This window comes from Aquisalimonas sp. APHAB1-3 (genome assembly GCF_048323695.1).
Classification (GTDB): Bacteria; Pseudomonadota; Gammaproteobacteria; order Nitrococcales; family Aquisalimonadaceae; genus Aquisalimonas.
The window spans coordinates 671996-685245 of record NZ_JBLWFT010000001.1 but is presented as its reverse complement, the minus strand read 5'-3'; the positions used below and the strand labels follow the sequence as shown (position 1 = coordinate 685245).

14 protein-coding genes and 1 riboswitch are annotated in these 13250 nt (G+C 65.3%); of the genes, 6 read left to right on the top strand and 8 right to left on the bottom strand.

Going from position 1 to position 13250, the window contains the following annotated elements:
• Positions 1 to 33 precede the first annotated feature (33 nt).
• The 5 genes from ACNSTU_RS03160 (at position 34) to ACNSTU_RS03140 (ending at position 3951) form a co-directional block, all read left to right on the top strand.
• The gene (locus ACNSTU_RS03160; RefSeq protein WP_290633619.1) at positions 34 to 921 is read left to right on the top strand and encodes a PHP domain-containing protein; all 888 of its coding nucleotides are present in this window, start codon (positions 34 to 36) and stop codon (positions 919 to 921) included.
• A gap of 108 nt (positions 922 to 1029) precedes the next feature.
• Positions 1030 to 2664: a methyl-accepting chemotaxis protein gene (locus ACNSTU_RS03155; protein ID WP_290633617.1), complete on the top strand. Its 1635-nt coding sequence runs from the start codon at positions 1030 to 1032 to the stop codon at positions 2662 to 2664.
• A gap of 7 nt (positions 2665 to 2671) precedes the next feature.
• Positions 2672 to 3058 (top strand): DUF2750 domain-containing protein, encoded by a 387-nt coding sequence (locus ACNSTU_RS03150; protein ID WP_290633615.1) that lies wholly within the window; start codon positions 2672 to 2674, stop codon positions 3056 to 3058.
• 12 nt (positions 3059 to 3070) lie between these two features.
• Entirely contained in the window at positions 3071 to 3499 is a 429-nt protein-coding gene (locus ACNSTU_RS03145; RefSeq protein WP_290633613.1) for a PaaI family thioesterase, read from the top strand.
• A complete protein-coding gene (locus ACNSTU_RS03140; RefSeq protein WP_290633611.1) occupies positions 3496 to 3951 on the top strand; it encodes a PaaI family thioesterase in 456 nt (151 codons plus the stop codon). Before ACNSTU_RS03145 ends, ACNSTU_RS03140 begins: the two co-directional genes overlap by 4 nt.
• 10 nt (positions 3952 to 3961) lie before the next feature.
• Here ACNSTU_RS03140 and ACNSTU_RS03135 read toward each other — a convergent pair whose 3' ends face one another.
• The 5 genes from ACNSTU_RS03135 to thiC all read right to left on the bottom strand — a co-directional run bounded on the left by ACNSTU_RS03135 (position 3962) and on the right by thiC (position 7815).
• Complete coding sequence (locus ACNSTU_RS03135) at positions 3962 to 4240, bottom strand: hypothetical protein (RefSeq protein ID WP_290633609.1); 279 nt, start codon at positions 4238 to 4240, stop codon at positions 3962 to 3964.
• Between the two features lie 12 nt (positions 4241 to 4252).
• Positions 4253 to 4414 (bottom strand): hypothetical protein, encoded by a 162-nt coding sequence (locus ACNSTU_RS03130; protein ID WP_290637055.1) that lies wholly within the window; start codon positions 4412 to 4414, stop codon positions 4253 to 4255.
• Between the two features lie 11 nt (positions 4415 to 4425).
• A complete protein-coding gene (locus ACNSTU_RS03125; protein WP_290633605.1) occupies positions 4426 to 5439 on the bottom strand; it encodes a hypothetical protein in 1014 nt (337 codons plus the stop codon).
• Positions 5440 to 5573: 134 nt separating this feature from the next.
• A complete protein-coding gene (locus ACNSTU_RS03120; RefSeq protein WP_290633603.1) occupies positions 5574 to 5828 on the bottom strand; it encodes a hypothetical protein in 255 nt (84 codons plus the stop codon).
• A gap of 109 nt (positions 5829 to 5937) precedes the next feature.
• Complete coding sequence (thiC, locus tag ACNSTU_RS03115; protein WP_418212083.1) at positions 5938 to 7815, bottom strand: phosphomethylpyrimidine synthase ThiC; 1878 nt, start codon at positions 7813 to 7815, stop codon at positions 5938 to 5940.
• Positions 7816 to 7889: 74 nt separating this feature from the next.
• Positions 7890 to 7991: riboswitch (TPP riboswitch) on the bottom strand.
• 312 nt (positions 7992 to 8303) lie between these two features.
• On the opposite strand from thiC, the gene ACNSTU_RS03110 reads away from it, so the two are divergent.
• Positions 8304 to 10148 (top strand): L-lactate permease, encoded by a 1845-nt coding sequence (locus ACNSTU_RS03110; RefSeq protein WP_290633599.1) that lies wholly within the window; start codon positions 8304 to 8306, stop codon positions 10146 to 10148.
• Positions 10149 to 10365: 217 nt separating this feature from the next.
• Here ACNSTU_RS03110 and ACNSTU_RS03105 read toward each other — a convergent pair whose 3' ends face one another.
• Genes ACNSTU_RS03105 through ACNSTU_RS03095 form a run of 3 tightly spaced genes read right to left on the bottom strand, consistent with a single transcriptional unit; the run spans position 10366 to position 13231 of the window.
• Positions 10366 to 11028 (bottom strand): LutC/YkgG family protein, encoded by a 663-nt coding sequence (locus ACNSTU_RS03105; RefSeq protein WP_418212082.1) that lies wholly within the window; start codon positions 11026 to 11028, stop codon positions 10366 to 10368.
• Positions 11025 to 12452 (bottom strand): LutB/LldF family L-lactate oxidation iron-sulfur protein, encoded by a 1428-nt coding sequence (locus ACNSTU_RS03100; protein WP_290633595.1) that lies wholly within the window; start codon positions 12450 to 12452, stop codon positions 11025 to 11027. Before ACNSTU_RS03100 ends, ACNSTU_RS03105 begins: the two co-directional genes overlap by 4 nt.
• The gene (locus ACNSTU_RS03095; RefSeq protein WP_290637053.1) at positions 12452 to 13231 is read right to left on the bottom strand and encodes a (Fe-S)-binding protein; all 780 of its coding nucleotides are present in this window, start codon (positions 13229 to 13231) and stop codon (positions 12452 to 12454) included. The genes ACNSTU_RS03100 and ACNSTU_RS03095 overlap by 1 nt, the downstream gene beginning before the upstream one ends.
• Positions 13232 to 13250: the final 19 nt, after the last annotated feature.

Below are 13250 nucleotides of genomic sequence, written 5' to 3'. Positions count from 1 at the left end.
ATTCCCGGGATCAACCACGGGAGGATGCCTCCCATGCTGAGTCCATCTGCCGCTTCCCGTGCATTGTGCGTGGATCTGCACACCCATTCCACCGCGTCCGATGGCGCGCTGTCACCTGTTGATCTGGTGGCACGCGCGGCGGCCGGTGGCGTGACCACCCTGGCACTCACAGACCACGATACCGTGGCCGGTGTTCCGGAGGCGCAGGATGCCGCCGTGCAGGCCGGGATCCAGCTCGTCGCCGGTGTGGAAATCTCCACCCAGTGGGAGCGACGTGAGATTCATGTCGTCGGTCTCGGGCTGGGTGAACATCCGGTATTCAGTCAGGGCCTTGCACATCAGCAGGCACAGCGGTGGCGCCGCGCGGAGCGGATCGCCGGGAAGCTTGCGAAACGGGGATATCCGGGCGCGTTCGAAGCGGTCGCCGCCGATGGTCAACGGGCTCCGGGGCGGGCCCATTTCGCCCGGTGGCTGGTGGAGCAGGGCGCCGCGCGGGATTTCCGTCAGGTGTTCAAGCGCTTTCTCGGGCGCAACGGCGATGCCTGGGTGCGGGCCGACTGGGTCAGCATGGCCGCGGCGGTCCGGTGGATTCATCTCGCCGGCGGTGTCGCGGTACTCGCGCACCCCTTTGCCTACGACATGACGGGCGCATGGCGACGTCGCCTGTGTGAGGCTTTCGTCGAAGCAGGTGGTGACGGGGTTGAAGTGGTCACCGGCCGTACCACCCCCACCCAGGTCCGGGACGGGATCGGGCTCGCCCTGCGTCATGGTCTGCGGGCGTCTCTTGGCTCCGATTTCCATCGCGATGGCAGCGGACTGGAGCCCGGGCGCCTGCTGTCTCTCCCCGACGCCGTGACGCCCGTGTGGTCGCAGGTGCAATCTGCGACCCGGCCGACAGATCTGTCTTTCCGGTCCCAGTAATCTCCCCTGGTCGCTCAAGTGGGCACGTTCGATGCCGATAGCAAATTGCGGCTGCCGGCTGCGCAGCGATGCCGCCTTAGCAGGATCAGATTGAGGGGATAGTCGTCCATGGGCCGTTTTTTCCGTCGTAGCATCCGTAACAAACTGCTGTTGATCACCGGCGGGGGTACCGCACTGGTGCTCGCCGCGACGCTGTTCGGCATGTATCAGCTGTTAGGCACCATCCACGGGTTCCAGCGTCTTGCAACGGTTGAGTCCGAGCACGAACGCCAGATGCAGATTATTCGCGTGAACTTCTCCGGCCAGATGGAAGAGTGGCTGACCCTCCTGCTGCGTGGCGGCAGCGAGAACTACCGCGAGGAGCACTGGGCGAACTTCCAGGATTTCCACGCGCAGATCCAGGCGGAGTCCGCGCAGCTGATGGACGAGATCGAACATGACAGCGTACTGGAATCCCTCGCCCGGTTCCGCTCCGCGCACCAGGAGATGGAGGCGCAGTTCAGCGAAGCCAAAGACGTGTTCCAGGAGACCTACGGCGATCCCATGGCGGGTTACAGCTGGGCCCAAGGGGCGGAGCAGGAGAGCCTCGAAGCACTGCGCGAGGCCCGTGACGGCATGGTGGACGTGGTCGCGGCGCAGACCGACTCCAATCTCGGTCAGGCCGGAACGGCCATCTGGATGAGCCTCGGGCTTCTGGCAGTCGCTGTCGGGGTGGCGTTCGTCGTGTTCCTGGCGTTGCTGCAACGGGGCATCATCCGGCCCGCGGCCGAGCTTTCGGCCGATCTGAACCGCCTGGCGCAGGGTGATTTCAGCCAGCCCGTCCGCCGTAACACCGAAGATGAGCTCGGCACCATTGCCGCGTCGGCCCAGCAGCTCCAGCAACAGCTGGGGCGGATGATCGGGCAGGTTCGCGACGCCGTTAGCCAGCTGGCGTCGTCCGCGGAGGAGATGTCGGCCATCTCCGAGCAGACGGCCAGCGGTGTGGATCGGCAGCGCTCGGAGACCAACAGCGTTGCCACGGCCATGAACGAGATGACTGCCACGGTTCAAGAGGTTGCCCGCAACGCCACCGAAGCGGCACAGGCGGCGACGGATGCCGACGGCCGCGCGAATGAAGGTCAGTCGGTGGTGGACGAAACCGTGGCTTCCGTGAACACGCTCGCCTCGGAGATGGAGCGTGCCGCCGAGTCCGTGGGTAACCTCAATCAGGAGAGCGAGGCGATCGGGTCGGTGCTGGTGGTGATTCGCGGCATCGCCGAGCAGACCAATCTGCTCGCCCTGAATGCGGCCATTGAAGCCGCCCGTGCGGGAGAGCAGGGGCGCGGATTCGCCGTGGTCGCCGACGAAGTGCGCAATCTGGCCCAGCGGACCCAGGACTCCACCCAGGAAATCCAGGAAATGATTGAGCGGGTGCAGAAGGGCACCGGCGACACGGTGACGGTCATCGAGCACAGTCGTGCGCAGACCCAGACGGTGGTCGATCAGACGCGGAACGCCGGCGAAGCGCTGCAGGGCATCGCCGCCGCCGTGAGCCGCATCAACGAGATGAACACGCAGATCGCCAGCGCCGCCGAGGAGCAGAGCTCCACGGCCGAGGAGATCAACCGTAACGTGGACACCATCAACTCTGTCGCCGAGGAGAGCAGTGAAGGCGTGCAGAGCGGGCGGCGCGCCAGCGAGGAGCTTGCCAGACTGTCCTCGGAGCTGCAGGATCTTGTGAGCGAATTCCGCGTGGAACAGTGAGGCAGACATGACCGACATCGGGGATCAGCCCCTGGATGCGTCCTACGAGACGTTTCTCGAGGCCGTTGTGGAGAACGGCCTCGTCTGGGGGCTCTGTGATGACGAGGGCTGGGCCATGGTGCCTTCAGCCGACGACGACGACACCATGGTCATGCCGTTCTGGAGCAGCGAGACGGAGGCCAGTGCGTGCGCCAGCGGCGAGTGGGAGGGGTTCGTGGCGGAGCCGTTGCCGCTGGAGGACTTCATGGAGCAGTGGCTGCCCGGCATGGAAGGTGATGGACACCGTGCCGGTGTGGACTGGAATGCCGACCTGGACGGGGTGGAAGTCCCGCCGCTGGAACTGCAGGCGGACCTGGAAGCGACCGTGGTCGGTCGCGACGACGAAGACGAGTAGTCGCTCCTGGCCATGACCTCGCCAGCAATCACACAGCGGCTGCTGGACGCCGTTGCCGACCCGCTGCATCCCGGCCTGGAAATCGAGGTGGCCGAGCGCGGGCTGGTGACCGTTTACCTGCCGCTGAATGATGGCTTCATCGGGAACCCCTGGAGCGGGTACGTCCACGGTGGTGTCATCACCACGCTGCTGGACAAGACGACCCGCGCCGCCGCGCTTGTCTGGGTGGAGGCCGGCGAGGCCGTGCTGCCACTGGATCTGCGCATTGACCACCTGGCCGCCACCACGGCGTCGGCCGGGTTGCTGGCGCGCGGGCGGTGTACTCGACTCACAGCCACCATCGCATTCGTCCATGGCGAGGTGGTGGATGTGCTGTCGGGAGATGTGGTTGCCAACGGCGTCAGCAGCGTACTGCGGACGCCAGAGGAGGCGGGAGCGTGAGCGAGTTCAGGGAGATGGTGCTGGCGGCGCGCCAGAGCAGGGACTACCAGCAGCTCATCGATCTCATCCCCTATGCCCGCATGCTGGGGATTGCGGTCCATGAAGATGCCGATGGCGAGCTGATCTTCCGGCTCGCGTTCCAGAAGCAGAATATCGGCAACCCGGCCATGCCGGCGCTCCATGGTGGCGCGGTCGGCGCGTTCATGGAGCATGCGGCGATATTCCAGCTGTTGTGGCGGCTGGAGGCGACCATGATCCCGCGCGTGGTGGATTTCTCCATCGACTACCTGCGGCCCGGACGGCCGGAGGACGCGTTCGCCTGTTGCCGCGTCTGGCGGCAGGGCCAGCGGGTGGCCAACGTGGCCGTGGAGACGTGGCAGTCGGACCGGGACGCCACCATCGCCACGGCGAGAGGGCATTTCCTGCTCTCGCGCCCCGCAGATGAGGCCTGAACGCCGGGCGCTATTCGTCGACGCTGTAGGATTTCACGAACAGGATAGCGGCAGCGGGAACGTGGACGATACCCACGGACGCAGCGAACACCAGCACCATGTTCAGCTCCGTCATGACGCCGTACAGACGCGCCATTACCCAACCGAACACGATCCCGGTGCCGATGAGCACCAGGCGTGCCGTGCGCAGGTGATTCGCCGTCGGCACCCGGTAGGGGAGCTGCCTGTGGACGTAGGCTGCGGCGCCCAGGGACAGCGCGGCGATGACGGCAAGGACGAGATTCAGCATGGGTCTCCGGGGTCAGGGGCGCACTACGGCCATGGAGATGGCTACGAGCGCGGTGAGCACAATCAGGGATGCCGCCATCAACAGCTTGCGCACGGGACCACGACGCCCGTACATGGCCCAGCCCAGGACCACGAACACGATCGTGCCGATCAGCAGCAGTGCGGTTTCAAGCATGGCGATTCGGGTCAGCGGCAGAGAACGTCATCTACGGTATCACGCCTGTCCATGACGATGGTGGCATCCGCGAAGCCCGTGCGTTCGCGCCCTGCGTGGTCCCGGAGGACCAGATAGGCCGAGCCCTGGAACCGCTTGGCAGCCTGCTCGTGCTGCTGCCCGAGCGGCGAATCCGGGCCGTTCCACTGAAAGCCGTGCATGCTCTCCACGCTGACGCGCTGCAGCGAGGTTGGCCCGTTCAACCGCCGCTCCGCGCGGTCGGGCAGGTTGATGGGCACCTCCACGAGGCTGCGGCTGCCGGCGGGCACATTATCCTGCTGGCCGTTGCTCATGCTGACCAGTTCGTCGTTGATGCCGCCGCCGCTGCGGCTGGTGTCGAGGGTGTAGCGGTTGTTGCCGGAGTTCCGCAACTCCACTTCCAGGTAACGGGTCTCCATGAGTTCACCGTCCACCATGGCACGCCCCACCACGTCGCTGATGCCAACCACGCGTGCCTGCAGATCGCCGCTGATTTCCACCGGGTTGCCACCCGCCCGGACCCGCCATTCCCGTTCGCCACTGACCGCGGCCCGGTCGTTATTGAAGTGCAGTCTCACGTGCAGGGTCTCGTCCCCGGAGAGACTGCCGGGCAATGCTTCGCCCTCCAGGCTGGACCACGGAATATCGGAACCGGAGTTCACCAGCGTCTTGCCCGACGAGCCATCGCCGTCCCGGATCTCCGCTTTGCTCACGGTCCAGTGTCCGGCGGGCTGCTCATTGCGACACGCCTCAGCGACCTGGGCGAGCATGGGGTGGCGGAAGCGGTGGTCGGCCTCCCACGCGTCGCTGACCTGCAGAGTGATCCGATCATCTCCCCAGTAGACCGCTTCGGCGGAGAGGGACGTGGACTGGAGGGCGTCGGACTCCACGGAGACGTCCAGGTCACGTCTATCCACGACGGTGTCCGGCCCCGGGGACGTGCTGCAGGCGCTGATGGCCACAATCGCACTGGTGACCAGCATCGGACGAATGTTGAGCGATGGCATTCCGTGCTCCTCGATAGCTGGGAAGCGAACAGGCGTTCAGTATTGCGTGACGGGGGCGGATGAGGCGTGGAGGAGTTCGCAGTTTCAGCGTCGCGCCGCGGGATGCGCCCGCGACGGTCGCCGATGTCTGCATATCAGCTTTTTCCGAGGCGCTTCACAAGAGCGGTACGGGCGAGTTCGGCAATATGGCAGCCGAGCATGATGCTGCTCACCAGCATGATGGCACCGGTGACTTCATAGCCGTTGGTGGTGACGTAATAGCCGGAAAACCCGAACGCGGCGCAGGATGCCAGGCCGACCGGCAGGGTGACGCCGTTCATCAGCGCCCATTTGCCCATTTCCCGTTCCGGTTCGTTCTCGATATCCGGCAGTGCAGGGGCTTCACTCATTGTCGATTCTCCTCGTCATTGGTTTGCCGGGGTATACCGCACGAGGCGTGCACCCATCCCGGCTTCTGAGCCGAGCGTAGCACGCCCCGGGCGGTGGTGTCCCCGCTGCCTATCGCGGCTGGTACAGCCCGTGTGCCGACTCGCGGAACTCCGCGGCCTTCTCCTCCATGCCCCGGTCCAGCGCCTCCCGGGTATCCAGCCCGTGCTCGCGGGCGTACGCACGCACATCCTGCGTGATCTTCATGGAGCAGAAGTGCGGCCCGCACATGGAGCAGAAGTGAGCCACCTTGTGACCCTCCTTCGGCAGGGTCTCGTCGTGATACTCACGCGCCCGCTCCGGATCGAGCCCGAGGTTGAACTGGTCCTCCCAACGGAACTCGAAGCGCGCCTTGGACAGGGCGTTGTCGCGGACCTGCGCCGCCGGGTGGCCCTTGGCCAGATCGGCGGCGTGGGCCGCGATTCGGTAGGCCACGATCCCCTCGCGCACGTCCTCCTTGTTGGGCAGCCCCAGGTGCTCCTTGGGCGTGACGTAGCAGAGCATGGCGGTGCCGTACCAGCCAATCTGGGCGGCCCCGATTGCCGAAGTGATGTGGTCATACCCGGGGGCAATATCGGTGGTGAGGGGGCCGAGGGTGTAGAAGGGCGCCTCGTTGCAGATGGACAGCTCCTTGTCCATGTTTTCCTTGATCTTCTGCATGGGCACATGCCCGGGGCCTTCGATCATCACCTGCACGTCGTGCTGCCAGGCGATCCGGGTCAGTTCACCGAGGGTCTCCAGTTCGGCGAACTGGGCTTCGTCGTTGGCATCGGCGATGCAACCGGGCCGCAGACCGTCCCCCAGGGAGAAGGCCACGTCGTAAGCCTTCATGATTTCGCAGATGTTCTCGAAATGAGTGTAGAGGAAACTCTCCTGATGATGGGCCAGACACCATTTGGCCATGATCGACCCGCCGCGTGAGACGATCCCGGTGAGCCTGTTCGCGGTCATGGGCACGTAGGGCAGCCGCACGCCCGCGTGGATGGTGAAATAGTCCACGCCCTGTTCCGCCTGCTCGATCAGGGTGTCCCGGAACAGCTCCCACGTCAGGTCCTCGGCCTTGCCGTCCACCTTCTCCAGGGCTTGATAGATCGGGACGGTTCCGATGGGGACGGGGCTGTTGCGCAGGATCCACTCGCGCGTTTCGTGGATGTGCTTGCCGGTGGAGAGGTCCATCACCGTGTCGCCACCCCAGCGGATACCGCGCACCATCTTCTCCACTTCCTCCTCGATGCAGGAGGTCACCGCCGAGTTGCCCAGGTTGCAGTTGATCTTCACCAGGAAGTTGCGGCCGATGGCCATGGGCTCCAGTTCCGGGTGGTTGATGTTGCAGGGAATGATTGCGCGGCCGCAGGCTACTTCCCGGCGCACGAACTCCGGAGTGATCTCGTCGGGAATCTGCGCGCCGAAGCCTTCACCGGCGTGGCGCTGAAGCAGGCGCTCATCGGTGATCTCCTGGCGCTGCTGGTTCTCGCGGATGGCGATGTACTCCATCTCCGGGGTGATGATGCCGCGGCGGGCGTAGTGCATCTGGGAGACGTTCGCACCGGCGCGGGCCCGACGGGGCGGGCGAATGTGCTCGAAGCGCAGTGCCGCCGTGGCGGGGTCCGCCAGCCGTTCCCGGCCAAACCCGGAGGAGGGGCCAGGCAGCTGTGCCGTGTCGTCCCGCTCGAGAATCCACGCCTCACGGATGGGCGGCAGGCCCTTGCGCAGATCGACCGGGGTGTCCGGATCCGTGTACGGCCCGGAGGTGTCGTAGACGGTGAGCGGCGGGTTGGCTTCCCGACCGGTGTCGCCGACCGTGTCGGCCTGCCGGATCTCGCGCATGGGCACCCGCAGGTCCGGGCGCGATCCCTGAATGTAGATTCGCCTGGAGCCGGGGAACGGGGCGGTAATCGCCGGATCCAGCCCGTCGGGCTGGGCGTCGAAGGAAAAGGTACGGTGTGTCATCGTGTTTTCGGTCCCTGTTGGATGCCGGCCTGAGCCGGCGCCGCAGAAAACACGAAGCGAGAGCGCATTCGATGAGAGCTGTCATCAAAGCTTCCCTACGCCGGTGCGAACCGGGTCAGGTTCAAAGGGTATTTCTCAGCACTCCGGCCTGGCCGGAGGCACCCCCGCTTCGGATCGTTGTCGCGTGGCTGGATCAACCACTCCCTCAGGGTAATGCATCATGGAGTGGAGACAAGGCAAGGACTTTTGCGGCACACTCCACGGGCGAGCATGGAGCTCAGCGACAAAATGCAAACGGATTTCCGCCCATGATGCACTGCGTCTAGGGTTTTGCCCCGTGATCGGCTACCGTCGGGGCGTCAAACAAGAACAGGACTGATAAGACCAAAAGGAATTCACCAGCTGGTTCGATCCAGCGCTCTTTGCGTCACCCACCGGGCAAAGGCCCGGCAATCCGAAACCGAAACCGTCACGACGGGGGGAGACCAATGAATCTCGGTGTACTCGCTATTCTGGCATTGCTGCCACTGGCAACAGTGGGGCTATTTCTGGTCGTCCTGCGATGGCCTGCCAAGCATGCAATGCCGCTTGCCTATATTGTGGCTGTTGCCATCGCGTTGATCTTCTGGGGTACCGACTTCGCGACCGTAGCCGCGGCATCTGTCAACGGCATCGTTGTTGCCCTGAATATATTGTTCATCGTTTTCGGGGCGATTCTGCTCCTCTACACGCTGCGTGAGAGCGGCGCCATTGCGACCATCCAGCGCGGCTTCGCCGACATCTCACCGGACCGGCGCATTCAGGCCATCATCATCGCCTGGCTGTTCGGCTGCCTGATCGAGGGGGCGTCCGGTTTCGGTACGCCGGCGGCGATCGCGGCACCCCTGCTGGTCGCTCTCGGCTTCCCGGCCATGGCGGCCGTGGTGGCTGCCATGATCATCCAGTCCACGCCGGTGTCGTTTGGTGCCGTGGGCACGCCCATTCTCGTCGGGGTGAACGCGGGGCTTGAAGGCCAGAGCGTAACGGAGCGGATGCTGCAGTCGGCCGGCATGGAGCACATGCAGTACGTCGAGCAGATCGGTATGCAGGTGGCGGGCATCCACGCCATTCTCGGCCTGATGGTGCCGCTGATCATGGTGGGCATGCTCACCCGCTTCTTCGGCAAGAACCGCTCCTTCGCCGAAGGCCTGAAAGTATGGCCGTTCGCCATCTTCTCTGCCGTTGCCTTCGTGGTGCCTTACTTCGCCGTGGCGGCGTTGCTGGGGCCGGCCTTCCCGTCCCTGCTCGGCGGTCTGATCGGTCTGGCGATCGTGGTGCCTGCAGCCCGTGCCGGCTTCCTGATGCCCAAGGAAACCTTCCAGTTCGAGGACCGGAAGCACTGGCAGCCGGAGTGGATCAGCCGCTTCCAGGACGACGCTCAGCCTGAGCGTGCCGAGGGTGCGCAGCTGACGCAGATGCAGGCCTGGGCGCCGTACGTCATTGTCGCTGTGTTGCTGGTGCTCACCCGCACCATCGACCCGGTTGTCGATGCGCTGCAGTCGGTGACCCTGTCCTGGCCGAACATCTTCGGCACGGACATCAGCGCGAGCTCCCAGCCTCTCTATCTGCCTGGCTTCATGCTGCTGGTGACCTCGGTGATTACCTACTTCCTGCACCAGATGTGGAACCACGGTAATTACGTCAATGCCTGGAAGACCGCGGGCAAGACCATCGTCGCCGCAGGCGTCGCGCTGATCTTCGCCGTGCCCATGGTGCAGGTGTTCATCAACTCCGCACCGGGCGGCCTGGATAACGTGGCTGACATCCGTGCAGCCGTGGAAGGCGGTGTGGCCATGGGTGCCGCGGCTCAGATCGCGAGCATGCCGGAAATGCTGGCACAGGCCGTGGCCGCTCTGACGGGTAGTCTGTGGCCGATCTTCTCGCCGCTCATCGGTGGTCTCGGTGCCTTCCTGGCGGGGAGTAACACGGTCAGTAACCTGATGTTCGCCTACTTCCAGATCTCCACTGCCGAGCAGATCGGCCTTGGCTCCGCTGGAGCCTCTCTGGTCGTGGCGCTGCAGGCCGTGGGTGGTGCTGGCGGCAACATGGTGACGGTGCACAACGTGGTTGCCGCGTCCGCCACCGTGGGCTTGATCGGCCGTGAAGGGGATGTCATCCGCAAGACCCTGCTGCCCATGACCTACTACGTGCTCGGTGCCGGCTTCATCGGCATGGCCCTGGTCGCCGGCGGCGCCAACATCTGGTACGGCGTGTTCCTGCTCTGGGTGGCCTTCTGTGTCGGGTTCATGATGATGAACAAGGGCAAGAAGCCGGAGTACGCGACAGCGTCGTAACACGCGTACACACTGTTGGTATCAGAACAACGCCCACCCCGAACGGGGTGGGCGTTTTTGTTTGTGCAGCGGTGGGGTTCAAGGAATGGTGGACGTAAACGTCCACCCTAAGGCGGGTGTCGCCCGGGTCTCGTAGGGTGGACCTTCAGGTCCACCATCCCAACCCCGAACAGCGAGTCACGGCGTAGGGTGGACCTTCAGGTCCACCATCCCACCCTCAATCGCGCGCAGCCACCAGAATCAAATGCAGACTCCGCGGACCATGCGCCCCGAGCTGAAGCGTCTGCTCCACGTCTGCGGTACGGGAGGGGCCGGTAATGAAATTGAAGCTTCGCGGCGGAAAACCTCCCCGCTCACGCATGCGCGCCCAGACGTCCTCGAAATGCGGGACAACCGCATCCGTGCGCAGCAGCACGATGTGGTAGTCAGGGAGGAAGTTGAGTGTGGTGGGTGTGTCGGCGCCGGAGAACAGCACCAGCGACCCCGTCTCGGCGACACCCAGTTCCGCCACGCTCACGCCCACCAGCGCCTCCCGGCCATGGGTTGCCCGAGCAGTGGTGAGGGTGTTGGGCCAGGAGACATCGTCAAGCAGCGGATGCGGTGCCAGGTGGACCGTGTTACCGGCCGGCTTGTCCGCGAGGTAGGTGGCCACCGCGTCGCCCGTGTCGGCGACGGTATCCACGCGAGCCCAGGTGGCCGCTGCGGCCTCGAAGCAGCGCAGAAACCGCGACAGATCATCATCGTCCCAGACAGGGCGGGGCGAGGTCTCGTCGCCCAGCGCCGCGAGCCGCGAGCTGCTTGCGGCTGCGGCATCGGGGGCGGTGGTCCGCCCGAGGTTTGAACGGATCTTGCCCAGAATACGATCGCGCGCGGAGCTCATGCGCTCTTCTCCTTCTTGCGCTGCTGCCAGGCTGCCTGAAAGGTGGTCTTCTGCGGTGCGGGAAAGTCACGCCCGGCGGTCCAGGCGCCCGCCAGCGGCAGCTTGCGGAACCGCCCGCGGCGCCGACCAAGACGGCCGAGTAGCCCGATACCCACCCGCGCTGCCAGGCCGTAGAGCCGGGGGCGGCGGGCGAACCAGGCCCAGATGTTGAGCCCGTAGCGTGTTGTCTTTGGCGTCAGCCCCTGGTCGTGCTGCTCCTCGCGCAGGTCGCGCAACAGGTCCGGCAGGGGGATGCGCACGGGGCACACGCTCTGGCAGCGGCCGTTCAGTGTGCAGGCGTTGGGCAGATCCCTGGTTTTGTCGAGCCCGACGATCATGGGTGTGAGCACCGAACCCATCGGCCCCGGGTACACCCAGCCGTAGGCGTGCCCGCCGATGGCGGAGTAGACCGGGCAGTGGTTCATGCAGGCGCCGCAGCGGATGCAGCGGAGCATCTCCCGGAATCTGCCCTCGAGCATGCGCGTGCGGCCGTTGTCGATCAGCACGATGTGGAACGCCTCCGGGCCGTCCGTATCCTCCGCGCGGGCGGGTCCGGTCACCATGGTGGTGTACGCCGTCATCTCCTGACCCGTGGCACTGCGGGCGAGCAGGCGCAGAATGGTGGACGCATCGTCCAGGTTGGGCACCAGCTTTTCGATCCCGGCGATCGCCACGTGGACGCGGGGCAGGGAGTGGGTGAGATCGCCGTTGCCCTCATTGGTGACCAGGAACATGGAGCCCGTCTCGGCCACCAGGCAGTTGGCGCCGGTGATGCCCACGTCGGCGTTGAGAAACTTGTCGCGCAGAATGCCGCGCGCCTCGTCCACCAGATCCGGCACTTCCCGTAGCTTCTCCTTGAGCGTGCCGTGGTGGTGGTGCTCGTTGAACAGCTCGGTGATCTGCTGCCGGGTCTTGTGGATGGCCGGAGCGATGATGTGGCTGGGCGGCTCCTTTGCGAGCTGAATGATGTACTCGCCGAGGTCGGTTTCCACCGTCTCCAGCCCGGCGGCGTCCAGTGCCTCGTTGAGCTGCACCTCTTCGCCGGCCATGGTCTTGCCCTTGGTGACCATGCGGGCGTTTTCCTGCCGGCAGATGTCGACGATGATCTCCTGGGCTTCCTGCTGGGTCTCGGCCCAGTGCACGTGGCCACCCGCCTCACGCACCTTGGCCTCGAACTGCTCCAGGTACACATCGAGATGCGCGAGGGTGTGGTCCTTGATGGCCTGGCCGCGGTCGCGCAGCCCCTCGAAGTCCGGGAACTGATCCACCAGCACCTTGCGCTTGCCGACGAAGCCCTCCTGCACCCGGGTCAGCGCCTGTTGCAGATCGGTATTCTGCAGCGCTTCGCGGGCCTGGGGTTTGAACAGGTGTGCACGCGACTCCATCAGTTCTCTCCTTCGCCAATGGCCGCATCGCGGCCCGCCGTTCCGGCCAGCACCTCGGCCACATGGTAGGCACGCACCGGCTTGTCGAGCCGCTTCAGCCGTCCGGCGATGTTGAACAGACACCCGAGGTCGCCCGCGAGCACCGTGTCGGCGCCAGTGGCCTCGATGTTGTCCACCTTGTTGGAGACCAGCCGCTCGGAGATTTCCGGGTACTTCACGCAGAACGTGCCGCCGAACCCGCAGCAGACGTCGGTATCCGCCATCTCGCGCAGTTCAAGCCCCTCCACTGCGCCGAGCAGGGCGCGCGGCTGGTCGCGGATGCCCATCTCGCGCAGGCCGGAGCAGGAGTCGTGGTAGGTGATCACCCCGGAATGCTGCAAGCCAGTCAACTCCATCTGCGCCACTTCCACCAGGAACCGCGTCAGCTCCCAGGTGCGGCCGGCAAGCTCACGGGCGGCCTCGGCCCATTGCGGGTCGTCCCGCAGCAGGTCGGGGTAGTGACTGGTGATGGTGCCGCCACAGGAACCGGATGGCACCACTATGTAGTCGTAGCCCCGGAACGCCGTGATCACCTGTTTGGCAATGGTGGTTGCGTGCTGGTGATCGCCGTTGTTGTAGGCCGGCTGGCCGCAGCAGGTCTGCGCCTCGGGCACATCCACCGTATAGCCCGCCTGCTCCAGGAGCTGTGCGGAGGCGAAACCGACGGAGGGGCGGAAGAGGTCGACAAGGCAGGTGGCGAAGAGCGCGACGGTGCCGCGCGACTGGGTTGTTTCGGTCATCTGGGACCCCGGAGCTGGT

Coding starts and splice junctions, on each gene's coding strand:
- ACNSTU_RS03160 (WP_290633619.1), top strand. CDS start 34: ATGCTGAGTCCATCTGCCGCTTCCCGTGCATTGTGCGTGGATCTGCAC.
- ACNSTU_RS03155 (WP_290633617.1), top strand. CDS start 1,030: ATGGGCCGTTTTTTCCGTCGTAGCATCCGTAACAAACTGCTGTTGATC.
- ACNSTU_RS03150 (WP_290633615.1), top strand. CDS start 2,672: ATGACCGACATCGGGGATCAGCCCCTGGATGCGTCCTACGAGACGTTT.
- ACNSTU_RS03145 (WP_290633613.1), top strand. CDS start 3,071: ATGACCTCGCCAGCAATCACACAGCGGCTGCTGGACGCCGTTGCCGAC.
- ACNSTU_RS03135 (WP_290633609.1), bottom strand. CDS start 4,240: ATGCTGAATCTCGTCCTTGCCGTCATCGCCGCGCTGTCCCTGGGCGCC.
- ACNSTU_RS03130 (WP_290637055.1), bottom strand. CDS start 4,414: ATGCTTGAAACCGCACTGCTGCTGATCGGCACGATCGTGTTCGTGGTC.
- ACNSTU_RS03125 (WP_290633605.1), bottom strand. CDS start 5,439: ATGCCATCGCTCAACATTCGTCCGATGCTGGTCACCAGTGCGATTGTG.
- ACNSTU_RS03120 (WP_290633603.1), bottom strand. CDS start 5,828: ATGAGTGAAGCCCCTGCACTGCCGGATATCGAGAACGAACCGGAACGG.
- thiC (WP_418212083.1), bottom strand. CDS start 7,815: ATGACACACCGTACCTTTTCCTTCGACGCCCAGCCCGACGGGCTGGAT.
- ACNSTU_RS03110 (WP_290633599.1), top strand. CDS start 8,304: ATGAATCTCGGTGTACTCGCTATTCTGGCATTGCTGCCACTGGCAACA.
- ACNSTU_RS03105 (WP_418212082.1), bottom strand. CDS start 11,028: ATGAGCTCCGCGCGCGATCGTATTCTGGGCAAGATCCGTTCAAACCTC.
- ACNSTU_RS03100 (WP_290633595.1), bottom strand. CDS start 12,452: ATGGAGTCGCGTGCACACCTGTTCAAACCCCAGGCCCGCGAAGCGCTG.
- ACNSTU_RS03095 (WP_290637053.1), bottom strand. CDS start 13,231: ATGACCGAAACAACCCAGTCGCGCGGCACCGTCGCGCTCTTCGCCACC.